At 69.1% G+C, this 22,156-nt stretch carries 24 protein-coding genes; 14 read left to right on the top strand and 10 right to left on the bottom strand.

Annotated elements, in window-relative coordinates; all coding sequences use genetic code 11:
• Positions 1-864, bottom strand: a complete 864-nt coding sequence (gene pcaA / locus AC5Y3Z_RS15060) for a cyclopropane mycolic acid synthase PcaA (RefSeq protein ID WP_463825628.1) — start codon at positions 862-864, stop codon at positions 1-3.
• A 139-nt stretch (positions 865-1,003) separates the two neighbouring features.
• Positions 1,004-1,705 carry a TetR/AcrR family transcriptional regulator gene (locus AC5Y3Z_RS15055; protein ID WP_463825629.1) on the bottom strand — a complete coding sequence of 234 codons (702 nt, stop codon included), beginning with the start codon at positions 1,703-1,705 and terminating at the stop codon, positions 1,004-1,006.
• A 139-nt stretch (positions 1,706-1,844) separates the two neighbouring features.
• On the opposite strand from AC5Y3Z_RS15055, the gene AC5Y3Z_RS15050 reads away from it, so the two are divergent.
• From AC5Y3Z_RS15050 to deoC, 6 genes are all read left to right on the top strand, one after another.
• Positions 1,845-3,212, top strand: coding sequence for a DUF445 domain-containing protein (locus AC5Y3Z_RS15050; protein ID WP_463825970.1), 1,368 nt, complete (start codon positions 1,845-1,847; stop codon positions 3,210-3,212).
• A gap of 82 nt (positions 3,213-3,294) precedes the next feature.
• Positions 3,295-3,684, top strand: coding sequence for a helix-turn-helix domain-containing protein (locus AC5Y3Z_RS15045; RefSeq protein WP_463825630.1), 390 nt, complete (start codon positions 3,295-3,297; stop codon positions 3,682-3,684).
• 195 nt (positions 3,685-3,879) lie between these two features.
• On the top strand, positions 3,880-4,560 hold the full coding sequence (locus AC5Y3Z_RS15040) for a heparin-binding hemagglutinin (protein ID WP_463825631.1): 681 nt from the start codon (positions 3,880-3,882) through the stop codon (positions 4,558-4,560).
• Between the two features lie 105 nt (positions 4,561-4,665).
• Positions 4,666-4,932 carry a DUF2516 family protein gene (locus AC5Y3Z_RS15035; protein ID WP_463825971.1) on the top strand — a complete coding sequence of 89 codons (267 nt, stop codon included), beginning with the start codon at positions 4,666-4,668 and terminating at the stop codon, positions 4,930-4,932.
• Between the two features lie 3 nt (positions 4,933-4,935).
• Positions 4,936-5,337 carry a DUF2599 domain-containing protein gene (locus AC5Y3Z_RS15030; RefSeq protein ID WP_463825632.1) on the top strand — a complete coding sequence of 134 codons (402 nt, stop codon included), beginning with the start codon at positions 4,936-4,938 and terminating at the stop codon, positions 5,335-5,337.
• Positions 5,337-6,011 (top strand): deoxyribose-phosphate aldolase, encoded by a 675-nt coding sequence (deoC, locus tag AC5Y3Z_RS15025; RefSeq protein WP_463825633.1) that lies wholly within the window; start codon positions 5,337-5,339, stop codon positions 6,009-6,011. The genes AC5Y3Z_RS15030 and deoC overlap by 1 nt, the downstream gene beginning before the upstream one ends.
• Before the next feature lies 1 nt (position 6,012).
• Here the strand turns inward: deoC and AC5Y3Z_RS15020 are convergent, their stop codons facing one another.
• The 3 genes from AC5Y3Z_RS15020 to AC5Y3Z_RS15010 are packed head-to-tail and all read right to left on the bottom strand — an operon-like array spanning position 6,013 to position 8,422.
• Positions 6,013-7,047 (bottom strand): LmeA family phospholipid-binding protein, encoded by a 1,035-nt coding sequence (locus AC5Y3Z_RS15020; protein WP_473139421.1) that lies wholly within the window; start codon positions 7,045-7,047, stop codon positions 6,013-6,015.
• The gene (locus AC5Y3Z_RS15015; protein WP_463825635.1) at positions 7,044-7,862 is read right to left on the bottom strand and encodes a carbon-nitrogen hydrolase family protein; all 819 of its coding nucleotides are present in this window, start codon (positions 7,860-7,862) and stop codon (positions 7,044-7,046) included. Before AC5Y3Z_RS15015 ends, AC5Y3Z_RS15020 begins: the two co-directional genes overlap by 4 nt.
• A gap of 35 nt (positions 7,863-7,897) precedes the next feature.
• Entirely contained in the window at positions 7,898-8,422 is a 525-nt protein-coding gene (locus AC5Y3Z_RS15010) for a DUF2505 domain-containing protein (RefSeq protein WP_463825636.1), read from the bottom strand.
• 26 nt (positions 8,423-8,448) lie between these two features.
• Between AC5Y3Z_RS15010 and AC5Y3Z_RS15005 the strand changes: the two genes are divergently transcribed.
• Together AC5Y3Z_RS15005 and AC5Y3Z_RS15000 are read left to right on the top strand one after the other, a co-directional pair.
• Entirely contained in the window at positions 8,449-9,534 is a 1,086-nt protein-coding gene (locus AC5Y3Z_RS15005) for a UDP-N-acetylmuramate dehydrogenase (RefSeq protein ID WP_473139420.1), read from the top strand.
• Between the two features lie 72 nt (positions 9,535-9,606).
• Entirely contained in the window at positions 9,607-10,953 is a 1,347-nt protein-coding gene (locus tag AC5Y3Z_RS15000) for a L,D-transpeptidase (RefSeq protein ID WP_473139507.1), read from the top strand.
• On the opposite strand, the gene AC5Y3Z_RS14995 is transcribed toward AC5Y3Z_RS15000, so the two are convergent.
• On the bottom strand, positions 10,931-11,689 hold the full coding sequence (locus AC5Y3Z_RS14995; RefSeq protein WP_473139419.1) for an SDR family NAD(P)-dependent oxidoreductase: 759 nt from the start codon (positions 11,687-11,689) through the stop codon (positions 10,931-10,933). The two genes, AC5Y3Z_RS15000 and AC5Y3Z_RS14995, sit on opposite strands and share 23 nt — an antisense overlap.
• Positions 11,690-11,871: 182 nt before the next feature.
• Between AC5Y3Z_RS14995 and AC5Y3Z_RS14990 the strand changes: the two genes are divergently transcribed.
• The 6 genes from AC5Y3Z_RS14990 (at position 11,872) to regX (ending at position 17,943) form a co-directional block, all read left to right on the top strand.
• Positions 11,872-13,197, top strand: coding sequence for an ROK family protein (locus AC5Y3Z_RS14990; RefSeq protein ID WP_463825640.1), 1,326 nt, complete (start codon positions 11,872-11,874; stop codon positions 13,195-13,197).
• A gap of 42 nt (positions 13,198-13,239) precedes the next feature.
• Positions 13,240-14,577 (top strand): D-inositol-3-phosphate glycosyltransferase, encoded by a 1,338-nt coding sequence (gene mshA / locus AC5Y3Z_RS14985; protein WP_463825641.1) that lies wholly within the window; start codon positions 13,240-13,242, stop codon positions 14,575-14,577.
• On the top strand, positions 14,574-15,080 hold the full coding sequence (locus AC5Y3Z_RS14980) for a type III secretion system chaperone family protein (protein WP_463825642.1): 507 nt from the start codon (positions 14,574-14,576) through the stop codon (positions 15,078-15,080). The genes mshA and AC5Y3Z_RS14980 overlap by 4 nt, the downstream gene beginning before the upstream one ends.
• Positions 15,081-15,093: 13 nt before the next feature.
• On the top strand, positions 15,094-15,849 hold the full coding sequence (locus AC5Y3Z_RS14975; protein WP_473139418.1) for a phosphoglyceromutase: 756 nt from the start codon (positions 15,094-15,096) through the stop codon (positions 15,847-15,849).
• Positions 15,850-15,983: 134 nt separating this feature from the next.
• Positions 15,984-17,210, top strand: a complete 1,227-nt coding sequence (locus AC5Y3Z_RS14970) for a sensor histidine kinase (protein ID WP_463825644.1) — start codon at positions 15,984-15,986, stop codon at positions 17,208-17,210.
• A 49-nt stretch (positions 17,211-17,259) separates the two neighbouring features.
• Complete coding sequence (regX, locus tag AC5Y3Z_RS14965; protein ID WP_463825645.1) at positions 17,260-17,943, top strand: two-component sensory transduction protein RegX; 684 nt, start codon at positions 17,260-17,262, stop codon at positions 17,941-17,943.
• Here regX and mtnA read toward each other — a convergent pair.
• From mtnA to AC5Y3Z_RS14945, 4 genes are read right to left on the bottom strand one after another with little or no spacing between them, the layout of a single operon-like run.
• Entirely contained in the window at positions 17,925-18,911 is a 987-nt protein-coding gene (gene mtnA, locus AC5Y3Z_RS14960; protein WP_473139417.1) for an S-methyl-5-thioribose-1-phosphate isomerase, read from the bottom strand. The two genes, regX and mtnA, sit on opposite strands and share 19 nt — an antisense overlap.
• 20 nt (positions 18,912-18,931) lie before the next feature.
• Positions 18,932-20,797: a GMC family oxidoreductase gene (locus AC5Y3Z_RS14955; protein ID WP_473139416.1), complete on the bottom strand. Its 1,866-nt coding sequence runs from the start codon at positions 20,795-20,797 to the stop codon at positions 18,932-18,934.
• Positions 20,794-21,135: a hypothetical protein gene (locus tag AC5Y3Z_RS14950; RefSeq protein WP_473139415.1), complete on the bottom strand. Its 342-nt coding sequence runs from the start codon at positions 21,133-21,135 to the stop codon at positions 20,794-20,796. Before AC5Y3Z_RS14950 ends, AC5Y3Z_RS14955 begins: the two co-directional genes overlap by 4 nt.
• Positions 21,135-22,082: a tocopherol cyclase family protein gene (locus AC5Y3Z_RS14945; protein WP_473139414.1), complete on the bottom strand. Its 948-nt coding sequence runs from the start codon at positions 22,080-22,082 to the stop codon at positions 21,135-21,137. Before AC5Y3Z_RS14945 ends, AC5Y3Z_RS14950 begins: the two co-directional genes overlap by 1 nt.
• Positions 22,083-22,156: the final 74 nt, after the last annotated feature.

The following is a 22,156-nucleotide window of genomic DNA, read 5'->3' as shown; positions in this document are numbered from 1 at the left end:
CTACTTCTGCAGGGTGAACTGGTCGACGTCGGTGTAGCCCTGGCGGAACAGCTTCGCGCAGCCGGTCAGGTACTTCATGTAGCGGTTGTAGACCTTCTCCGACTGGATCGCGATGGCCCGCTCGCGCTGGGCCTCGAGCGCGGTCGCCCAGATCTCCAGCGTCCTGGCGTAGTGCAGTTGCAGCGACTGAATGCGCTTCATCGTGAAGCCCGCGGCCGCCGCCTGCTCCTCGACCACCGGAACCGTGGGCAGGTCGCCGCCCGGGAAGATCTCGGCCAGGATGAACTGGCTGAAGTGCACGATCTCGCGGGTCAGCGGCAGGCCCTTGGCCCGGGCCTCGCGCATCGTCGGGCGCACGATCGTGTGCAGCAACATGCTGCCGTCGCTGGGCAGCACCTCGTGCGCCATCTTGAAGAACCGCTTGTAGCGGTGGCGGCCGAAGTGCTCGAACGCGCCGATCGAAACGATGCGGTCGACGGGTTCGTGGAACTTCTCCCAGCCCTCCAGCAACACCCGCCGGGACCGGGACGTGTCCAGCTCGTCGAACTTCTGCTGGACGTGGGCGGCCTGGTTCTCGGACAACGTCAAGCCCACGACGTTGACGTCGTATTTTTCGATGGCGCGTCGCATCGTGGCGCCCCAGCCGCAGCCGATGTCCAGCAACGTCATTCCCGGCTCGAGGTTCAGCTTGCCCAAGGCCAGGTCGATCTTGGCGAGCTGGGCCTCTTCCAGCGTCATGTCGTCGCGCTCGAAGTAAGCGCAACTGTAGGTCTTCGTGGGGTCGAGGAAGAGCCGGAAGAAATCATCGGAGAGGTCGTAGTGCGCTTGCACGTTGCCGAAATGCGGCGTGAGCTGCACGGCCATACGATGTCTGCCTTTCTTTTATCGGAGCGAAAGCCTGCACCCCGCCCCGATGCATTCCCTGCATGCTAGCCGCTGTCCAGCACCCCGATAGCCCACTGAAGGTAAAGCCGCAGGTGAAGGGGGCTTTACGTGCCCTAACTCACTGGTCCCGGGGCGGCACGATGGGGGATGGGTGCGGTTGACCGCGGAACTTCTCCAGTGACCCGCCGGCCTCGACGATCCCGCACAGCGCGCTCCAGCTCAGCATGGTGAGGTAGTCGATCAACTCGTCGCTGCTCATCCGCGGGTCCGACATCCACGAGTGGGTGGCCAGTTGCACGCCGCCGACGATCAGGTAGGCCCACGGCTCCACGCCGCCGACATCCATGCCGACCTCGCGCATCCGGCGGCGCAACATCACCGCGATCATCCGGGCGATGATCCGCTCGGAATCGGCGATCACCTTGCTCTTACTGCCCGAGCTGTTCGCCATCACGAACCCGTACGGTTCGGGTTCGGCGGCCATGGTCTCCACGTACACCCGGATCACCTCGCGGGTCAGCTCGTAGCCGTCCAGATTGGAGGACAGTGCCGCGGCCATGTTGGGGATCAGGGTGGTCTGCGCGAAGCGCATCATCACCGCGGTCGTCAGATCGTTCTTGTCGACGAAGTAGCGGTACAGGACGGTTTTGGACACCCCGATCTCGGCGGCGATCTCGTCCATGCTCAGGAACCGGCTCTGCCGGCGAATCGCCTCGATGGTTCCGTCGACCAGCTCGTTGCGGCGGTCCACTTTGTGTTGGTGCCAGCGCCGCTTGCGACCATCGGTCTTCGCGCTGCGAGCCGGAATTTGCTGTGCCACTTTCGCCGATTCCCAATCGTTTAGTCGCATCGATACTACGGCTTCGGGTGGCGCGTTCGGCGGACATGCCCGCACCTGCGTGAGGGCTCCCACCAGTGTGGGTAACACTAACCGGTGGTCGAGATGGCGCATGATGGTTGTGATGACGCACAGGGCTGATGGTTCGGGCGCAACAGTGGGGACCGGGTTGAGCGCGCGGCCGCCCGAGCCGCGGCCGTCGCGCACCTCGCTGGCGGAATCCTTCGCCGGCGCCGATCAGCAGGCCGATGCCGAACGGCGCACCGCCCTGCGCCGGATGAAGGCGGTCGCGCTGGGCTTTCTGCTCGGCGCCACAGTGGTGTTCCTGCTGTGCCGGTGGGCGAACGTGCACGGTGACGCCCCCGCGTGGGTCGGCTATGTCGGCGCCGCCGCCGAGGCGGGCATGGTGGGCGCCCTGGCGGACTGGTTTGCGGTGACGGCCCTGTTCAAACACCCACTGGGCATTCCGATCCCGCACACCGCGATCATCAAGCGCAAGAAAGACCAGCTCGGCGAGGGTCTGGGCACCTTCGTGCGGGAGAACTTCCTGTCGGCCGAGGTCGTCGAGAACAAGCTGCGCGACGCCCAGGTGCCGAGCCGGCTGGGCAAGTGGCTGGCCGAGCCCGCGCATGCGCAGCGGGTGGCCGCCGAAGCGTCGACGGTGCTGCGCGTGGGAGTGGAGTTGCTGCGCGACGACGACGTCCAGCAGGTGATCGACCGGATGATCGTGCGCCGCATCGCCGAGCCGCAGTGGGGTCCGCCGGTGGGCCGGGTGTTGCAGACGCTGTTGGCCGAGAATCGGCAGGAGGCGCTGATCCAGTTGCTGGCCGACCGGGCTTTTCAGTGGTCGCTGAATGCCGGCGTGGTCATCCAGCGGGTAGTCGAGCGGGATTCCCCGACCTGGTCGCCGCGCTTCGTCGACCATCTGGTCGGCGACCGCATTCACCGGGAGTTGATGGACTTCACCGACAAGGTGCGCCGCAACCCTGATCACGAGTTGCGCCGCTCAGCCACCCGTTTCCTGTTCGAGTTCGCCGACGACCTGCAGAACGATCCCGACACCATCGCGCGTGCCGACGCCGTCAAGGAGCAGTTGATGGCGCGGGAGGAGGTGGCGAACGCTGCCGCGACGGCGTGGGCCACGCTCAAGCGGCTGGTGCTCGAGGGTGTCGACGACCCGTCGAGCACGCTGCGCACCCGGATCGCCGACACGGTGATCCGGATCGGGGAGTCGTTGCGGGACGACGCCGACCTGCGCGACAAGGTCGAGGGTTGGATGGTGCGGGCCGCGCAGCACCTGGTTTCGCAATATGGGGTAGAGATCACAGCGATCATTACCGAGACGATCGAGCGCTGGGACGCCGAGGAGGCCAGCCGGCGCATCGAGCTTCATGTGGGCCGTGACCTGCAGTTTATCCGGATCAATGGGACGGTCGTCGGTGCGCTGGCCGGGTTGGTGATCTACGCCGTCGCGCAGCTGTTGTTCTGAGCGGACGGCCGACCGCTTGCAATTGCAAGCACTCCTTCGTAATCTGGATGGTGTACGTGACCACCCCGATCAAGGAGCAACCATGCCGGCGGAGGAGAAGCTGGGCACCAAAGTGTCCACCAAGGCTTCCGACGTGGCCTCCGACATCGGCAGCTTCATCCGGTCGCAGCGCGAGACGGCACAGGTGTCGATGCGGCAGCTCGCCGAGCGGTCCGGTGTCAGCAATCCCTACCTGAGCCAGGTGGAGCGCGGATTGCGAAAGCCGTCCGCCGACGTACTGCGCCAGATCGCCAAAGCGCTGCGGGTTTCCGCTGAGGTTCTCTATGTGCAGGCCGGGATTCTCGAGCCCCGCGACGCCAGCCAGGTGCGGGACGCGATCGTCACCGACGCGGCCATCACCGAGTCGCAGAAGCAGGCTTTGCTGGATGCATACGCCTCGTTCGTTCAGCAGAACGAAGCCGACCTGGCCTAGCCAACCGAGATCGGTGGGCCGCGACGAACCACTCACAACTTCCCGCCGACCCGACCAACCAGGAGGTTCCAGCAAGCCGCGTGACCGACGTCAATCCGCGGGTCTTGACCACCTCCCCAGCAGGAGCCGCCGCTTGCGCCAACTTCCAAATCAAAACTCAATGCTCTGATATCGCAACAGTGAAAGGAATTAGCAATGGCTGAGAACACCAACAACATCGAAGACCTCCGCGCCCCGCTGCTCGCCGCGCTCGGTGCGGCCGACCTGGCGTTGGCCACCGTGAACGACCTGATCGCCAACCTCCGGGACCGTGCCGAGGAGACCCGCACCAACTTGCGGGACCGTGCCGAGGAAACCCGCAGCAACCTGCGCGAGCGCGCCGAGGAGACCCGGACCGACACCCGCAGCCGGGTCGAGGAGAGCCGCGCCCGCCTGTCCAAGCTGCAGGAGGACCTGCCCGAGCAGCTGACCGAGCTGCGTGACCGCTTCACCGCCGAAGAGCTGCGTAAGGCAGCCGAGGGCTACCTGGAAGCCGCCACGACCCGCTACAACGAGCTGGTCGAGCGTGGCGAGGCAGCGCTGGGCCGGCTGCGCAGCCAGTCCGCCTTCGAGGACGCCTCCGCGCGGGCCGAGGGTTACGTGGACCAGGCGGTCGAGCTGACCCAGGAGGCGCTGGGCACCGTGGCGACCCAGACCCGCGCGGTCGGCGAGCGGGCCGCCAAGCTGGTCGGCATCGAGCTGCCCAAGAAGGCCGAAGAGGCTGCCGCCCCGGTGAAGAAGGCCGCGCCGGCCAAGAAGGCTCCCGCCAAGAAGGCCGTTCCGGCCAAGAAGGCTCCCGCCAAGAAGGCCCCGGCCAAGAAGGTCACCCAGAAGTAGTCCGTCCGGGAACCGCACGAACAACTCGACTCCGAGTCGCCCTCGCCTGGGGTGACTCGGAGTCGACGTTTTCCAGGCACCCCGCATAGGCTGGTGGACGTGCACATGGTGAACCTCATCCTGATCGTTCTGAGTATCGCTGTCGCCCTGACCGCGGTTTATGCCTTTGTGCACGCGGCTTTGCAGAGGTCGGACGCTTATATCGCCGCCGAGAAGCTGACCAAGCCGGTGTGGTTGGTGATCCTTGGCCTCAGTGCGCTGCTCAGCTATTTCCTGGGCATCATGGGGACGGTGCTGGCCGCGGTCGCCACCGGCGTCTACCTGGCCGACGTGCGGCCCAAGCTGCTCGAAGTGCAGGGCAAGTCGCACTAGCGGATGAAAATCCTGATCGTCGCGCCGGCGGCGGCGCTGCTGTCGCTGACCGGCGCGGGTCCCGCGGGCGCCGCACCGGTGAATCCGCCGCCCTACATCGACCACACCGAATGGGTGTCCTGGGGACCTGCCAGCCTGCGCGTCTATCCGACGCCGTCGGGTCGTGCCGCGGCCCGCGCCTCGGATCTGCCAGCCGCCGGTCAGGCCTGGGCAGAGGTGCTGGCGCGCTCGCCGCAGGCCGACACCCCCGGGATGCGCGCCCAGTTCGACTGCCACTGGCAGTTCGCCGAACTCGCCCGGCCCGGCAAGACCAGCTGGAATCTGGAGCCGTGGCGACCGGTGGTCGACGACGCGGCCATGGTCGCGGCGGCGTGCAATCCCGGCGGACAGGAGGAACCGTTCTGATGCCCAGCCCGCCGACCCGCAGCCAGCTCGCTGCACTGGTGGACCACACCCTGCTCAAACCCGAGGCGACCCCCGCCGACGTCGCCGCGCTCGTCGCAGAAGGCGCCGAGCTGGGCGTCTACGCCGTGTGCGTCTCCCCGACGTTGGTGCCGGCTGCGGTGCGCGCCGGCGGCGTGCGAGTCGCCGCGGTGGCCGGCTTCCCGTCGGGCAAGCATCTGGGCGCAGTCAAGGCGCAGGAGGCGGTCGCAGCCCTGGACGCCGGCGCCACCGAGATCGACATGGTCATCGACGTCGGTGCGGCCCTGACCGGCGACTTCGATGCGGTGCGTGCCGATATCGCGACCGTGCGGGCGGCCGCCGTCGACGCCGTGCTGAAGGTGATCGTGGAATCGGCCGTGCTGCTGGGCAGCGCGGACGAGGGCGCGTTGACGGCCGTCTGCCGGGCGGCCGAAGATGCCGGCGCCGACTTCGTCAAAACGTCGACCGGGTTCCATCCGGCCGGCGGGGCGACGGTGCGTGCCGTCGAGGTGATGAGCGCCGCGGTCGGCGGGCGCCTCGGAGTCAAGGCCAGCGGCGGCATCCGCACCGCCGCCGACGCGATTGCGCTGCTCGACGCCGGCGCCACCCGCCTCGGGCTGTCCGGCACCCGGGCGGTGCTCGACGGGCTGGATTAACTCACAGGTCGGCGAAGCAGGGATCGGTCTCGCCGGCGGGAATGGTGGCGTTGCGCGACGAAAAGTGGACGATCACGCCGCTGTCGGTGACGTCCACACTGTCGGCCTTGATTCCCAGCGGAAGTTTCGTGGTGAAGTCGGACGTGTATTCGTCGAGCGATGATTGCACCGACTCTTTGGGCAGCTTGAAGCCCAGCGCATTGAAACTTACGATGTCCAGTTTCAACCCGCCGTTGGACACCGTCGGCTTGGCGACGATGTCGTTGAGGGTGCCCTTCAATTCGACCGTTTTGTCGTTGGGATGAGTGGTCACGCTGCGGGTGACGAACTCGCCCACCGCCGGGATCGCGTTCTGCACCGTTTCCTTGATGCCCTCGGAGGTCCAGGTGACGGTGGCGTCGATCGCGCCGATGGTGCCCTTGGAATCGGGCGTGCTGTCGAGCTTGACGTCTCTGATGTCGATCTGCAGCTTCATGCCCTTGGCATCTTTGATCTGGTTGCCGGCCGTCTCGATCGAGATGTTGGTGTAGTGGTCGGTGAGCACCTGCCAGGTGACCAGCGGGGTCACTCCGAACGACGCGGTGGCCTGGTCCTGGACCTTGCAGGCCGTCGCCGCGGCGATCTTGTTGTTCGCTTTGTTACGCACAATCAGTTCGACGAGGATGCCGCCGGCCACCACCAGCGCCAGCACGATGATCAGCACCAGCACGATCGACAGCGGGTCGCGCAACGACCGCTTCTTCTTTTTGACCTCGGCCGGCCCGTCCGTCGGGGTGGCGGTCGGGGTCGCCTGGCCGGCCGTCGGACCGGGCGGCTGCGGCCGGTTGAGCCGGCGCGTACTGGCGTTGCCCAGCGCGAAGTTCTCGGTCGGCTGCGACGACGGTGGGGGATTCTGCGGTCCGCCGCGAGGATCGCCGGACTGCGGCCTCCCGCCGTAGGGGCTGCCCGGTGCCGGGGGTCGGCCGAGCGGTCCCTGGTCGCCCGGACGCGCCCAACCCGACGGGCCGTCGTTGCGTGGTCCCTGCGGAGTCGTCACTCCCGAGATTCTGCCCTATCGAGGGCCGCAAAGTCTGCCCGGTTGTGCAGGACAGCGATCTTCTCCCGGGCCGTGGCCACCGTGTCGAGATCGAGGTCGGCGACCAGCAGTTCCGGTTCGGCGCCCGCCGAGGCCACCACCGCGCCGAACGGAGAGGCCACCAGGCTGCCGCCGACGCCGGTCGGGGCGCCCGAACCGCCGGCGCCGTCACCCGGGTCGGCCTGGCCGGCGGCGGCGATATAACAGGTCGAATCCACCGCGCGGGCCCGCGTCAGCAGCGTCCACTGCTCGAGTTTGCCCGGGCCCGATCCCCAGGACGCGCACACCACGATCAGCTGGGCGCCGCGGTCGGCAAGGTCGGTGTAGAGCGCCGGAAACCGGACGTCGTAGCACGTCGTCAAACCCACGCCGACGCCGTCGACGGTGATCACCACCGGTTGCTGGCCGGGCGCGACGGTGCGTGATTCGGTGAAGCCGAACGCGTCGTAAAGGTGGATTTTGTCGTAGCGGGCGTCGGTGCCCGGCCCGGCCGCGATCAGTGTGTTCGTCACCCTGCCGTCGCCGGACGGGGCGAACATCCCGGCGACCACGGTGATGCCGGCGCTCGCCGCGATCTGGCGGACCCCGTCGGCCCAGGGGCCGTCCAGCGGCTCGGCGACCGGTTTCAGTGACACCCCGAACCGGCACATGGTCGCCTCGGGGAACACCACCAGCGCCGCGCCCGCCTCGGCGGCCCGCTCGGTGTACTCGCGCACCAGCTGCAGATTCTCCGTCGGGTCGGTGCCGCTGAGAATTTGGGCCAGTGCGATGCGCATGGCCGCGAGTTTAGTTCCGGGCGCCCGGCGGGCGACTACGCGCTTTTCGCGATCCAATCCGTGGTGTAGCGCTGCTCGATATTGATCAGCTCCGCCAACTGGGTGCCGATCAGCCGCTCCAGCTTGCCGCCGATCAACGGCACCCGCACCTGCATGGACAACTGCACGGACATGCGGGAGCCGCGGGTGTCGGGGGCGGGCGCCAGGACCGCCGTGCCCCACACGTTCACCGGGGCGCCGACCACCAGGGCCGCGATCGACGCGGTGGCGACCCGGTTGTTGATCGGAGTCCACGTCTCCTCGCGCCGCACCGACAGATCGCCCCGAAGCAGCTGTGTGATCAGGGCGGGCAGGTTCTCGTTCAGCACCGTCTGCACCGTGACCACCTCGATGGTGCCGGTGTCGCCGGACTCCCCGCCGATCCGCAGGGATTCCAGGGTGGCGATGTCGACCGGCGTTTCAGCCAGCCGGCCCAGCCAGTAGGCCTCCTGGTAGAAGGCCCGGTGAACTTCTTCGACGCTGCCCTCGTAGTCGGCCGACATGTCGAATGAACGCGGCATAGCTGCCCAGGCTACCGTTACCAGCGATGAATTCGGCCGATTCCGGTGCGCTGTTCGCCGGTGCGCGCGTCGCCGAATCGGTCCCGCTGGCGCCGCTGACCACCTTGCGGGTGGGGCCGGTGGCGCGGCGCGTCATCACCTGCGTCAGCAGCGATCAGGTCATCGCGGTACTGCACCGGCTCGACACGTCGGGCGGCGGTCCGGTGCTGGTGCTTGCCGGCGGTTCCAATGTGGTGATCGGCGACGCGGTCGCCGACCTGACCGTGGTGCGGCTGGCCAACGACGGCGTTGTCGTCGACGGGCACCTGGTTCGCGCGCAGGCCGGCGCGGTGTGGGATGACGTGGTGCGGCGATCCATCAAGGCAGGTCTGGGGGGGTTGGAATGCCTGTCGGGCATCCCGGGCTCGGCGGGGGCCACCCCGGTACAGAACGTCGGCGCGTACGGGGTGGAGGTGTCCGACACGATCACCCGGGTCCGGCTGCTGGATCGCGGCAGCGGCGAGGCCCGCTGGGTACCTGCCGATGAACTCGGATTCGGCTACCGCAGCAGCGTGCTCAAGCGCGCCGACGGCCTCGACGTGCCGGCGGTGGTCCTGGAGGTGGAGTTCGCGCTCGATCCCGCGGGACGCAGCGCGCCGTTGCGGTACGGGGAGCTGATTGCGGCCCTGCGCACCCAGCCCGGCGAACGCGGCGATCCGCCGGCGGTCCGTGCCGCGGTGCTGGCGCTGCGCGCCCGCAAAGGCATGGTGCTCGACGCGGCCGATCACGACACCTGGAGCGTGGGGTCGTTCTTCACCAATCCGGTGGTCGAGCCGCGGGACTACGCACGGCTGGCCGCTGCGAGCGACACCCCGGTGCCGCACTATCCGGCGCCGGACGGCGTGAAGCTGGCCGCGGGTTGGCTGGTTGAGCAGGCCGGATTCAGCAAAGGCTATCCGGGGGCCGAAGCGCCGTGCCGGCTCTCCACCAAGCATGCGTTGGCGTTGACCAACCGGGGCGGCGCCACCGCGGAAGACGTGATGGTAGTGGCCCGCGCCGTTCGGGACGGGGTGCGTGATGTGTTTGGTATCACACTGAAACCCGAACCTGTCCTGGTCGGTTGCGTTTTGTAACTGCTACTTTCGTGCACAGTTCCCCCGCCGCGCGTTGTTGCGGTGGGGCCACCGGTGTTTCGCCCGGTATCTTTGGATCTCGTGACGTCGTCCAGCAACCCCGCCAAGCCGGGGCCGATCAATCGCCGCATGGCGTTGGCGGCCCTCGGGCTCGGCGTGCTGGCGCCCAGCGCGCTGGCAGCCTGCGGGGGCAAGGTCACCAATCCTCAGGCCGAGCGCAAGGCGCCGCCGTCGGCGCGGCTGAACTTCCAGCCCGCTGATGCCGCGCAGGACGTGGTGCCGGTCGCACCGATCAGCGTGCAGGTCAGTGACGGTTGGTTTCAGCGGGTGGCGCTGACGAACTCGGCCGGTAAGCCGGTCGCCGGCACCTTCAACCAGGACCGCACCGTCTTCATGACCACCGAGCCGCTGGGTTACGACTCCTCCTACTCCTGGACCGGCTCGGCGGTCGGCCACGACGGCAAGGCGGTCCCGGTGTCGGGCAAGTTCACCACCGTGTCGCCGAAGAAGAAGATCGACGGCGGATTCCAGCTCGCCGACGGGCAGACCGTCGGCATCGCGGCGCCGGTGATCATCCAGTTCGACGCGCCCATCAGCGACAAGGCCACCGTCGAGCGCGCCCTGAAGGTGACCACCAATCCGCCGGTCGAAGGCAGCTGGGCATGGCTGCCCGACGAGGCCAAGGGCGCTCGCGTGCACTACCGGCCGCGTGAGTACTACCCGGCGGGCACCACGGTCAACGTCGAGGCAAAGCTCTACGGCCTGCCGTTCGGCGACGGCGCGTACGGCGCCCAGGACTTCTCGTTGAACATCCAGATCGGACGCCGCCAGGTGGTCAAGGCCGAGGTGTCCTCGCACCGTATCCAGGTGGTCACCGACGCCGGCGTCATCATGGATTTCCCGTGCAGCTACGGCGAGGCGGACAAGGCCCGCAACGTCACCCGCAACGGCATCCACGTCGTGACCGAGAAGTACGCCGACTTCTATATGTCCAACCCGGCCGCCGGCTACAGCAACGTGCACGAGCGGTGGGCGGTGCGGATCTCCAACAACGGCGAGTTCATCCACGCCAACCCGTCCAGCGCCGGCGCGCAGGGCAACAGCAACGTCACCAACGGCTGCATCAACCTGTCGACGTCGGACGCCGCCGAGTATTTCCCGACGGCGATGTACGGCGACCCGGTCGAGGTCACCGGCAGCTCGATCCAGCTTTCCTACGCCGACGGCGACATCTGGGACTGGGCTGTGGACTGGGACACCTGGGTGGGCATGTCGGCGCTGCCGCCGCCGGCAGCGCGTCCGCCGGGCTCCCAGATCCCGGTCACCGCACCCGCCACGCCGTCCACCGCGCCCAGCCTGTCGGGCACGCCGACGACGACGACTACGACGACATCGCCTAGCTCTGGGCCTGGTGGTTGAACCTCCGGGTGGCACTGGCCTGGTCGCGCGGCCGGATAATGATCTGATCCAGGTTGACGTGTGCGGGTCGCGACGCGACGAACCCGATGACCTCGGCGACGTCGGCGGCCACCAGCGGGGTCATGCCGGCGTAGACGGCGTCGGCGCGGTCCTGATCCCCGTCGAACCGGACCAGCGAAAACTCGGTTTCCACCGCACCGGGGGCGATCTCGGTCAGTCGCACCGGTTTGCCCAGCAGTTCGCCGCGCAGCGTGCGGTGCAGCGCCCCTTGGGCGTGTTTGGCGGCGGTGTAACCGGCGCCGCCGTCGTAAATCTCAAGTGCGGCAATCGAAGTCACGGTGACGATCAGGCCGTCGCCGGACTCGATGAGTTTGGGTAACAGAGCGCGGATCAACCGTAACGTGCCCAGCACGTTGGTCTCCCACATCCAGCGCCAGTGCTCCAGGTCGGCCTCGGCCACCGGCGCCAGCCCCTTGGCGCCGCCGGCATTGTTGACCAGCACGTCCACTCGGTCCAGGCCCCGGGCCAGCGCCGCGACGTCGGCGTCGCGTGTGACGTCCGCCACCACGGCGGTGCCGCCGAGTTCGGCGGCCAGGGCATGCACGCGATCTGCCCGGCGTGCCACCGGCACTACGTGAAAGCCTTGTGCGGCAAGGGTTCTGGTGGTGGCCTCGCCGATTCCGGAGCTGGCTCCGGTGATCACCGCGACGCGCTGGCCTGGGTCGGGGACAGTCATCGAGACAACTCTAATAAACGGTGCTAAGTTTTCGGTGTGCACCAAAGCGTCTTGTTCCGCACCGCGGCCGCGTGTTTCTACGCGGGCGCGTGTTGTTGTCGCGCAGCTCGCCGCGCCTGAACTGACGCAAGTCACGGGTGTGGCCAGGGACCCGGCCATCGCAACTCGGACAAGGACTGCCAGTGCACTCGACTACTTTCACCCACCAATCCCATCGCCGCGGGCGTATCGCCGGCCCGGCCGGACCGCTGCGCTCGTATCGTCAGGTGGTGCCCCCAGCGCTGCACCTGTCCGACTCCGCGGCGGCGTCGGTGTTCCGGGCGGTGCGACTGCGCGGACCGGTCGGCCGCGACGTCATCGCCAACGTCACCTCGCTGAGCATCGCCACGGTGAACCGCCAGGTGATCGCGCTGCTGGACGCCGGGCTGCTACGGGAACGCGCCGACCTGGCCGTGTCCGGGGCGATCGGACGTCCGCGGGTGCCGGTGGAGGTCAACCACGAGCCGTTCGTGACGTTGGGCATCCACATCGGTGCCCGGACCACCAGCATCGTGGCCACCGATCTGTTCGGCCGCACCCTGGACACCGTCGAGACCCCCACCCCGCTCAGCGCCGCCGGCCCCGCTCTCACCACGCTGGCGCACAGCGCCCGCCGCTATCTGCAGCGTTGGCACCGTCGTCGGGCCCTGTGGGTCGGTGTGGCGATCGGCGGGACCGTCGACAACGCCAGCGGTCTGGTGGACCACCACCGGCTGGGCTGGCGTCAGGCCCCGGTCGGGCCGGTGCTGGCTGACGCGCTGGGACTGCCGGTGTCGGTGGCCTCGCACGTCGACGCCATGGCCGGCGCCGAGCTGCTGCTGGGCATGCGGCGGTTTGCGGCCAACTCCTCGACCAGCCTGTACGTCTACGCCCGGGAGACGGTCGGGTACGCGCTGGTCATCGACGGGCGGGTGCACTGCCCCACCAGCGGCCCGGGCACCATCGCGCCGTTGCCGGTGCAATCGGAGTTGCTGGGCGGTTCGGGACAATTGGAGTCCACGGTCAGTGACGAGGCGGTGCTGGCCGCTGCCCGCACGCTGCGAATCCTGCCCGGCGTAGCCCCGGCGAACCGCACCGGCGCCTCCAGCGCCGCGATGGCGGACCTGTTGCGGGTAGCGCGCAACGGCAACCAGCAGGCCCGCGAGCTGCTGGGGGAGCGGGCCAAGGTGCTCGGCGAGGCCGTCGCCCTGCTGCGCGACCTGCTCAATCCCGACGAGGTGGTGGTCGGCGGCCAGGCTTTCACCGAGTACCCCGAGGGCATGGCGCAGGTGGAGGAAGCGTTCGCGGCCCGGTCGGTGCTCGCCCCGCGCGACATCCGCGTCACCGCGTTCGGCAACCGGGTGCAGGAAGCGGGGGCGGGAATCGTGTCGCTGGACGGGCTCTACGCCGACCCGCTGGGCGCGATGCGCAGGTCGGGGGCCTTGACCACCCAGTTGCCGGACGCCGAGCCCGAGGCGATCGCCAAGTAGCGCCACCGGGTCCGGGCGATCGCGTCCTGTAAAGATGAAGGGGTGCGGTACCCAGTTGTTCGCGACGACGAGAGCGCGCTGACCCGCGTCGCCCTGCTGGCGGTGCACACCTCGCCGCTGGCCCAGCCGGGCACCGGCGACGCCGGTGGGATGAACGTCTACGTACTGCAGACCGCGTTGCACCTGGCCCGCCGCGGCGTCGAGGTGGAGATCTTCACCAGGGCCACCGCGTCCGCGGACCCGCCGATCGTGCGGGTGGAACCGGGGGTGCTGGTGCGCAACGTGGTGGCCGGGCCGTTCGAAGGGCTGGACAAGTACGACCTGCCGACCCAGCTGTGTGCATTCGCCGCCGGGGTGTTGCGCGCCGAGGCTGCCCACGAACCGGGTTACTACGACCTGGTGCATTCGCACTACTGGCTGTCCGGTCAGGTCGGTTGGCTGGCGCGCGACCGCTGGGCCGTTCCGCTGGTGCACACCGCGCACACCCTGGCCGCGGTCAAGAACGCCGCGCTGGCCGACGGCGACGCGGCCGAGCCGCCGTTGCGGACGGTGGGTGAGCAGCAGGTCGTGGACGAGGCGGACCGGCTCATCGTGAATACCGATGATGAAGCGCGCCAACTGATTTCACTGCACCATGCCGATCCGGCACGCATCGACGTGGTGCACCCCGGGGTCGATCTGGAGGTGTTCCGGCCGGGTGACCGGGCGGCGGCCCGCAGCGCCCTCGGGCTCGCGCCGCACGAGCCGGTGGTGGCCTTCGTCGGGCGTATCCAGCCGTTGAAGGCCCCCGACATCGTGTTGCGGGCGGCGGCGCGGCTGCCGGGGGTGCGCATCGTGGTCGCCGGTGGACCGTCGGGCAGCGGCCTGGCGTCACCGGACGGTTTGGCGCGACTGGCCGGCGAACTGGGTATCGCCCAGCGGGTGACGTTCCTGCCGCCGCAGTCCCGCACGGATCTGGCCCGGTTGTTCCACGCCGCGGATCTCGTTGCGATACCCAGTTATTCGGAATCCTTCGGGTTGGTCGCGATCGAGGCCCAGGCCTGCGGCACGCCGGTGGTGGCGGCCGCGGTCGGCGGACTGCCGGTCGCGGTGCGCGACGGCATCACCGGCACCCTGGTGTCCGGCCACGACGTCGGGCAGTGGGCTGATGCCATCGATCACCTGCTGCGGATCGGTGCCGGCCCGCAGGGGTGGGCGATGAGCCGGGCCGCGGTCCAGCACGCGGGCACGTTCTCCTGGGAGCACACCACCGACGCGTTGCTGCGGAGCTACCGGCGTGCGATCGGCGGCTTCACCGCCGAGCGTCAGCGTCGGCGCCGCGATCTGGTTGCCAAGCGCAGGCCGCGGCGCTGGACGGCCCGCCGCGGGGTGGGCGCATGACCGCGCAGGTGCAGCGGCTGATCGAGGATGCGTTGCAGGCCAGCGATCTGACGTACTCGGCGCACGCCGGCGCGCACGGCGGGCTGCCCGGGCTCATCGTGGAACTCCCCGGCGAGCGCAGGCTCAAGACCAACACCATCCTGAGCATCGGCGAGCATTCGGTGCGGGTCGAGGCCTTCGTGTGCCGCAAGCCCGACGAAAACCACGAGGGTGTCTACCGGTTCCTGCTCAAGCGCAACCGTCGGCTCTACGGCGTCGCCTACACGATCGACAATGTCGGCGACATCTACCTGGTCGGTCGGATGTCGCTGGCGTCGGTCGACGCCGACGAGATCGACCGGGTGCTCGGACAGGTGCTGGAGGCGGTGGATTCGGACTTCAACACGTTGCTGGAGTTGGGTTTTCGCACGTCGATCCAGAAAGAATGGGAGTGGCGGGTCTCGCGCGGGGAGTCGCTGAAGAACCTTAAGGCGTTCGCGCACCTGATCGACGACGACGCGTGAGAGACTTTGCGGCATGGGAGACACTGCCACTCTGGTGCTGCTGCGGCACGGCGAGAGCGAATGGAATGCCCGCAACCTGTTCACCGGCTGGGTTGACGTCGGGCTGACCGAGAAGGGCCGGGCCGAGGCGGTCCGCGGCGGCGAGCTGCTGGCCGAACAGGACCTGCTGCCCGACGTGCTCTACACCTCGTTGTTGCGCCGCGCGATCAGCACCGCGCACCTGGCCCTGGACGCGGCCGACCGGCTGTGGATCCCGGTGCATCGCAGCTGGCGGCTCAACGAACGCCATTACGGGGCGCTGCAGGGGCTGGACAAGGCCAAGACGAAAGAGAAGTACGGCGAGGAGCAGTTCATGGCGTGGCGGCGCAGCTACGACACCCCGCCGCCGGAGATCGAGAGGGGCAGCGAGTTCAGCCAGGACGCCGACCCGCGCTACGCCAACATCGGTGGCGGGCCGCTGACCGAGTGCCTGGCCGACGTCGTCGACCGGTTTCTGCCGTACTTCACCGACGTGATCGTCCCGGACCTGCGGACCGGCAAGACGGTGCTGATCGCCGCGCACGGCAACTCGCTGCGGGCCCTGGTCAAGTACCTGGATCAGATGTCCGACGAGGACGTGGTCGGATTGAACATCCCGACCGGCGTTCCGTTGCGTTACGACCTGGACGCCGACCTGCGGCCGACGGTTGCCGGCGGCACCTACCTGGATCCCGAAGCGGCCGAGGCCGGTGCCGCCGCGGTGGCCGGTCAGGGTGCGTCGAAGGGCTGAATCCGGCCGGTAAAGAACAGCTTGCTGAACATCGCGTAAACGCGAGCGGAACACCTGCGCCGAAGCATGTGACTTGTCTGGTTTTAGCCGCGCTCCGCTAGGGCGCCGTTCACCTGATTTGTAGGATTTGGGCTGTGACTGTGTTCTCGGCACTGTTGCTGGCCGGGGTCTTGTCCGCGCTGGCCCTGGCCGTCGGTGTCGCGGTCGGCTTCCGGCTGGCGCGGCGGGTGCGGCAGCCCAGCCAGCAGCCCGCCGAGTGGACGGGTATCACCGTCGCGCAGATGCTGCAGCGAATCGTGGCACTGATGCCGATGGGTGCTGCGGTGGTGGATACCCACCGCGACGTCGTCTATCTGAACGACCGGGCCCGCGAGCTCGGTCTGGTCCGCGACCGCCAGCTCGACGACGACGCCTGGAAGGCCGCCAAGCAGGCCCTGGGTGGCGATGACGTCGAATTCGACTTGGCCACCGACAAGCGCGCAGGTGCCAAGTCCGGACTGTGCGTGCACGGCCACGCCCGGTTGCTCAGCGAGCAGGACCGCCGCTTCGCGGTGGTCTTCGTGCTGGACCAGTCCGACTACGCCCGGATGGAGGCCACCCGGCGGGACTTCGTCGCCAACGTCAGCCACGAACTCAAGACGCCGGTCGGAGCCATGACCCTGCTCGCCGAGGCGCTGCTGGCGTCCGCGGACGACACCGAGACGGTCCGACGGTTTGCCGAAAAGGTGCTCATCGAGGCCAACCGGCTGGGTGACATGGTCGCCGAACTGATCGAGCTGTCCCGGCTGCAGGGTGCCGAGCGACTGACGAACGAGACCGACGTCGACATCGATGCCGTTGTCTCCGAGGCGATCTCACGCCACAAGGTGGCCGCCGACAACGCCGACATCGAAGTTCGCACCGACGCGGCCAGTGGGCTGCAGGTGGTGGGGGACCAGACGCTGCTGGTGACCGCGCTGGCCAATCTGGTGTCCAATGCGATCGCCTATTCGCCGCGGGGGTCGCTGGTCTCGATCAGTCGCCGCCGGCGCGGTGACAACGTCGAGATCGCGGTCACCGACCGGGGCATCGGGATCGCGCTGGAGGATCAGGAGCGGGTTTTCGAGCGGTTCTTCCGTGGCGACAAAGCGCGGTCGCGCGCCACCGGGGGGAGCGGGCTGGGACTTGCCATTGTCAAGCACGTCGCAGCCAACCACGGCGGCAGCATCGGCGTCTGGAGCAAGCCGGGGACCGGATCGACATTCACGCTGTCGATCCCGGCGTCCGAATCCGCTGCGGTGAACACCCAGGACAAGGTGAAGCCGCTGGGCCGGGACCTGAGGCCGGGCAGAGCACAACGAGAGGAAGAGCTGAGTCGATGACCCGCGGTTACGACCATGCAGTGGGAAGCGATGAAGGAGAGTGGCGCAAATGACGAGCGTGCTGATCGTGGAAGACGAGGAATCGCTGGCCGATCCGCTGGCCTTCCTGCTGCGCAAAGAGGGTTTCGAGGCCACCGTGGTGACCGACGGACCCTCGGCGCTGGCCGAGTTCGACCGGACCGGTGCCGACATCGTGCTACTGGACCTGATGCTGCCGGGCATGTCCGGGACCGACGTCTGCAAGCAGCTGCGGGCCCGCTCCGGGGTGCCGGTGATCATGGTGACCGCGCGCGACAGTGAGATCGACAAGGTGGTCGGTCTGGAGCTCGGCGCCGACGACTACGTGACCAAGCCCTACTCGGCGCGCGAGCTGATCGCCCGGATCCGGGCGGTGCTGCGCCGGGGTGGCGACGACGACTCCGAGATCAGCGACGGGGTGCTGGAGTCCGGCCCGGTCCGGATGGACGTCGAACGGCACGTCGTGTCGGTCAACGGGGACACGATCACGTTGCCGCTCAAGGAGTTCGACCTGCTGGAGTACCTGATGCGCAACAGCGGGCGGGTGCTGACCCGCGGCCAGCTGATCGACCGGGTCTGGGGCGCGGATTACGTTGGCGACACCAAGACTCTCGACGTGCACGTCAAGCGGTTGCGGTCCAAGATCGAGTCCGATCCGGCCAACCCGGTGCATCTGGTGACGGTGCGGGGGCTGGGCTACAAGCTCGAGGGGTGATCCGGCGGCCGGTATCGGCCGTGTTCGGTGACGACGGCGGAGATCAGCTCGGCCGGGGTCACGTCGAAAGCCGGATTGAAAACGTCGGCGTCCGGCGGGGTGATGGCGGCGCCGCCGAACATGCGCAGTTCTTCGGGCGCGCGTTCCTCGATGGCGATCTCGGCCCCGCTGGCCAGCGCGGTGTCGACGGTGGACGAGGGGGCGACCACGATCAGCGGCACCCGATGATGGTGCGCCACGACGGCTAAGCCGTAGGTGCCGATTTTGTTGGCGACGTCGCCGTTGGCCGCGATCCGATCGGCGCCGACGAGCACACAGTCCACCAGGCCCCGTGCCATCGCCGCGGCCGCGGCGCCGTCGGGTTGCACCCGGTAGGGCACGCCGGCCTGGGCCAGCTCCCAGGCGGTGAGGCGGCCGCCCTGCAGCAGCGGGCGTGTCTCGTCGACCAGCACCGACTCGACCAGGCCCCGTTCGTGCAGGTGCCAGACGACGCCCAGCGCGCTGCCCCAGGCCACGGTCGCGAGATGGCCGGCATTGCAGTGGCTGAGTAGCCGCAACGGCCGCCGCGGGCATACCTCGAGCAGGATCTGCGCGGCGTGGGCCGATGCGGCGCGGTTGAGACGTTCGTCCTCGTCGAGGATCTCCAGCGCTTCGGCCAGCACGGCCGCGCCGCCCTGGTCGAGTTTGGCGAGGGCCCGGGCGACACCCCAGCTGAGGTTGACGGCGGTCGGCCGGGCCGTGGCGACCCGTCGGGCCGCGACCGGAACGTCACCCCCTTCGCGGGCAGCGAGCACAACGCCGAGGGCCCCCGCCGCGCCGAGTGCCGGCGCTCCCCGCACCGCCAGCCGGCGGATCGCGTCGATCAGCTCGTCGACACTGGTCAGCCGCAACACCCGGTAGTCGGTCGGCAGGGCGGTCTGGTCGATGATCGTGACGGCATCGCCGTCCCAGTCGATGGTCCTGCGCATCAGCCGACCCTAGCGTCCGGTCAACGTCCAACGATCTGATCGGCCACCGCCAGCGCGAGCGCCATGATCGACACCTGCGGGTTGACCTCAGGGCAGCTGGGCAGGATCGAGGCGTCGGCCACCCACACGCCGTGCACGCCGCGTAGTCGGCCGGCGGGATCGACCGGGCAGAGCTGATCGTCGGCGCCGGCGGCCGCGGTCCCGGTCGGGTGAAACGCGGACAGGTGCAGACTGCCGGGATCGGCCCCGGCCAGCACCTGCTGCAGCTCGGCTGCCGAGGACACCGTCATGGCGCCGGGCAGGCCGGTGAGCACTTCGACGGCGCCGGCAGCGAACAGCAGGCGACCGATCGCGGTCAGCGCCACCCGCAACTTGGCGACATCGGCCGGCGCGATGTCGTAGCGCACCAGCGTCTGGCCGCGCACCGAGTGCACCGAGCCGACGCCCCGGTCGGCCACCAGCGCACCGAAGGTGGCGATCTGCGGTGCCCGGTCCAGCCAGTGCAGCAACTGGGCGCCGAAGCCGGGGAAGACGATCGACCCCATTCCCGGCGGCGTGGACGTCGCCTCGATCAGCACGCCGTCGGACTCGTGGAATTCATGCACGGCCGCGCTCTGCAGCACACCGCGCCAGGCGTAGACGTCGTCCTCGAAGCGGCCGGCGAGCAACGTCGCGGGATGCAGTGCGAGGTTGCGGCCCAGTCGCGGATGTCCGCCGATCCCACTGCGCTGCAACAACATTGGTGTCTCGGTCGCGCCGGCGGCGATCACGACGGTGGCGGCGAGGACGTCGATCGCGGTGCCATCGGGACGACGTGCACGGACGCCCCGGGCCCGTCCGTTCCGGTGCAGCACCCGTTCGGCGCGCGCGTGGGAGACGATCCGTGCCCCGGCTGCACACGCCTGCGGCAGGGCGTTGAGGTGGACGCCGAACTTCGCGTTGTGCGGGCAGCCGATCGCGCACTGGCAGCAGCCCCCGCAACCCGGCGCGTTGCGGGGGATCGGTGCCGCCCGCCAACCCAGCGTGTCGGCGGCGTCCAGCAGAAGATCGCCGTTGCGGCCCAACATATTTCGTGGTGACGGAGCCACCTGCAGGGTGCGCTCCACCTCGTCGAGGTAGCCGGCCAACCGGTCGGGGTCGGCCAGGCCGAGACCGAATTCGTCGCACCAGCGCCGCTGCACCGCGACCGGTGGGCGAAAGCAGGTGCCGGAATTGACCACGGTGGTACCGCCTACCGCGCGGCCCATCGGCAGCACCACCGAGGGGCGACCCAGCGCGATGGTGGCCCCGGCGCCGCGGTACAGGCCGGCGTAGCGGTCGATCGGGTGGGTGGTGCGGAATTCCTCCACCGTCCAGCGGCGTCCCTCCTCGAGCACCACCACCTCGAGGCCGGCACGGGCCAGCGTGCGGGCCGTCATCGCGCCACCGGCGCCGGAGCCGACGATCACCACGTCGGCGGTGACAACGGAGGCGCTCTCGGTGGCCGGGGTGACAGCCAGCGGCGCATCCGGGCGCACCGCGCCTTCGTGCTGGGCGCGGGACAGCAGTTCGGCCGCGTAGCTGTCGGCACCGTTGGCCAACAGGCCGACCACCTTCATGCCCTCGACCGCCGCCCGGACGTCGGCGCCCAGCGCGGCGACGCGGTGCAGCACCCGTTCCCGCTCGGGCGGCCGCAGGCGCGCCAGGGACCGGCCGGTGGTCAGGTAGCTCGCCGCCGCCAGCGACAGCAGCCCGGCCCGTACCGCCAGCCGCGAGGGGCCGGGAAGCTGCGCCAGGTAGCGGTCGACGCGTTCGGCGAACTGCGCCGGCGCAGGGCCGCCGTGCTCCTCGGGCAGCAGCGCAGTGCCGAAGGATGCCGTCGCCCGTGCCGCCAACCGGGGGCTCACGAGCGCGCAGCGACCTGCCGCCCGAGGGCGCGGCCCAGCTTGAGGAAGAACGGATACGTCGCGAAGATGCCGCCGGCAGTGGCGTGCGCGGGCCAGTTCAGCTCGTCGGTGGCAACGTCGAAAAAGCCGCTGTTCCACATGAAGTCGCGTCCGTTGCGGGCGCGGAACGGACGCCACAGGAAGCCCAGTCCGGGCACGTTGTGGTACAGGCCGAATGACCCGGCGAAGAATACGCCGAGCACCGCGGCCTCCACGAGGTCGCGGCGATGCGCGGGAAAGCGGCGTTCGATCAGCACGCCGGAGGCGAACAGCAGCGGTGGGTCCAAGGCGAAACTCATCAGGGTGTCCTCTCATTGACCGGTGGTGCCTGGTCGCCGCGCAACCCGACCTCGGCATGGCCGGTGCCCAGCACCGACCACTGCCGTTCGCCGAGTTCGATGTGGATGTCGGCCTGCTCGGTGTTGGTGCATACGCATCGGCCACCGTCGGGATCGGTGTACTCCAGGCTCACGCAGCGCTGCGGCGGCTGGTCGACCCGGATCAACAGCGCGCGGCCGCCGATCCGCCCCTCCAGCTGCCAATGCCACAGGCCCAGCGTGGTGCGCAGCCGCAGCGAGGGCGAAAGCACTGCCGGCCAGTCTTTTCCGTCGATACGGAAGCGCACGAAAGCCATCGGCGGCAGACGGTTGAGTCCCGGCTTGTGCGACTGTGCGGTGACGACTTCCACGACATCGCCGCCACCGAGGTCGGCGTGGAGCCAGCCCCACCGCTTGGCGTTGCCGTGCCCGTAGATGTGCGCGACGTTGCCGCGCCAGCGGTCCACTCGCGACGTGGTGCCGTCGATGGTCAGGCAACCGGTGAAGTCCGCGGTGGGCGCTGCCACCACCTGGGCGCCGGGTAGCAGTTCGCGTTCCCACAGCAGGCGCGGAAACGTCCACAGCGGCGCCGCGGTGTCCGTCCAGGCGAGCTGCCAACCGATCGAACCCGCTTGGCCGGCAAGCGTTTCCGGCGCCACCAGAGCGCCGGCTGCCGCGAACCACGCGGTGCCGCCGGTGGGTTCGACGGGTGCGGGACCGAACCGCTCGGTGCGCGGTGGGCCTTCGGGCGCGAACCAGGTCACCCAGCCGTGGGCGTACGGACTCCCGTGCGTCGGTGCGACGGTCTCACAGTGCACCCACAGTCCGGCGCGGGTGTCCGGATCGGAGAGGGTGGCGTACCACACCTCCAGTCGCCCCGGGTCGCCCCGCCAGCGCGGGGCCACGGCCGAGCGCATCGCGTCATCCATCACGTGCCTTCCGGTCGGGAACACGCGGCGGTCAAATACGCCGGCGCGGTCCGGTCGCCTTCTATAATTGGTTG

The sequence above is a fragment of the Mycobacterium sp. NGS61 genome, from assembly GCF_059812325.1.
This window is presented reverse-complemented; position numbering and strand designations above follow the sequence as displayed.

Bases quoted from the DNA above. Each gene is read 5' to 3' on its own strand.
- AC5Y3Z_RS15015 (WP_463825635.1), bottom strand. From the start codon at position 7,862: ATGCGCATCGCACTGGCCCAAATTCTCAGCGGCACCGACCCGACGGAG.
- AC5Y3Z_RS15010 (WP_463825636.1), bottom strand. From the start codon at position 8,422: ATGCCGCGTTCATTCGACATGTCGGCCGACTACGAGGGCAGCGTCGAA.
- mtnA (WP_473139417.1), bottom strand. From the start codon at position 18,911: ATGCGCAGGACCATCGACTGGGACGGCGATGCCGTCACGATCATCGAC.
- AC5Y3Z_RS14995 (WP_473139419.1), bottom strand. From the start codon at position 11,689: ATGACTGTCCCCGACCCAGGCCAGCGCGTCGCGGTGATCACCGGAGCC.
- AC5Y3Z_RS15040 (WP_463825631.1), top strand. From the start codon at position 3,880: ATGGCTGAGAACACCAACAACATCGAAGACCTCCGCGCCCCGCTGCTC.
- regX (WP_463825645.1), top strand. From the start codon at position 17,260: ATGACGAGCGTGCTGATCGTGGAAGACGAGGAATCGCTGGCCGATCCG.
- AC5Y3Z_RS14945 (WP_473139414.1), bottom strand. From the start codon at position 22,082: ATGGATGACGCGATGCGCTCGGCCGTGGCCCCGCGCTGGCGGGGCGAC.
- AC5Y3Z_RS15045 (WP_463825630.1), top strand. From the start codon at position 3,295: ATGCCGGCGGAGGAGAAGCTGGGCACCAAAGTGTCCACCAAGGCTTCC.
- AC5Y3Z_RS14950 (WP_473139415.1), bottom strand. From the start codon at position 21,135: ATGAGTTTCGCCTTGGACCCACCGCTGCTGTTCGCCTCCGGCGTGCTG.
- deoC (WP_463825633.1), top strand. From the start codon at position 5,337: ATGCCCAGCCCGCCGACCCGCAGCCAGCTCGCTGCACTGGTGGACCAC.
- AC5Y3Z_RS15030 (WP_463825632.1), top strand. From the start codon at position 4,936: ATGAAAATCCTGATCGTCGCGCCGGCGGCGGCGCTGCTGTCGCTGACC.
- AC5Y3Z_RS15035 (WP_463825971.1), top strand. From the start codon at position 4,666: ATGGTGAACCTCATCCTGATCGTTCTGAGTATCGCTGTCGCCCTGACC.
- AC5Y3Z_RS14980 (WP_463825642.1), top strand. From the start codon at position 14,574: ATGACCGCGCAGGTGCAGCGGCTGATCGAGGATGCGTTGCAGGCCAGC.
- AC5Y3Z_RS15005 (WP_473139420.1), top strand. From the start codon at position 8,449: ATGAATTCGGCCGATTCCGGTGCGCTGTTCGCCGGTGCGCGCGTCGCC.
- AC5Y3Z_RS14975 (WP_473139418.1), top strand. From the start codon at position 15,094: ATGGGAGACACTGCCACTCTGGTGCTGCTGCGGCACGGCGAGAGCGAA.
- pcaA (WP_463825628.1), bottom strand. From the start codon at position 864: ATGGCCGTGCAGCTCACGCCGCATTTCGGCAACGTGCAAGCGCACTAC.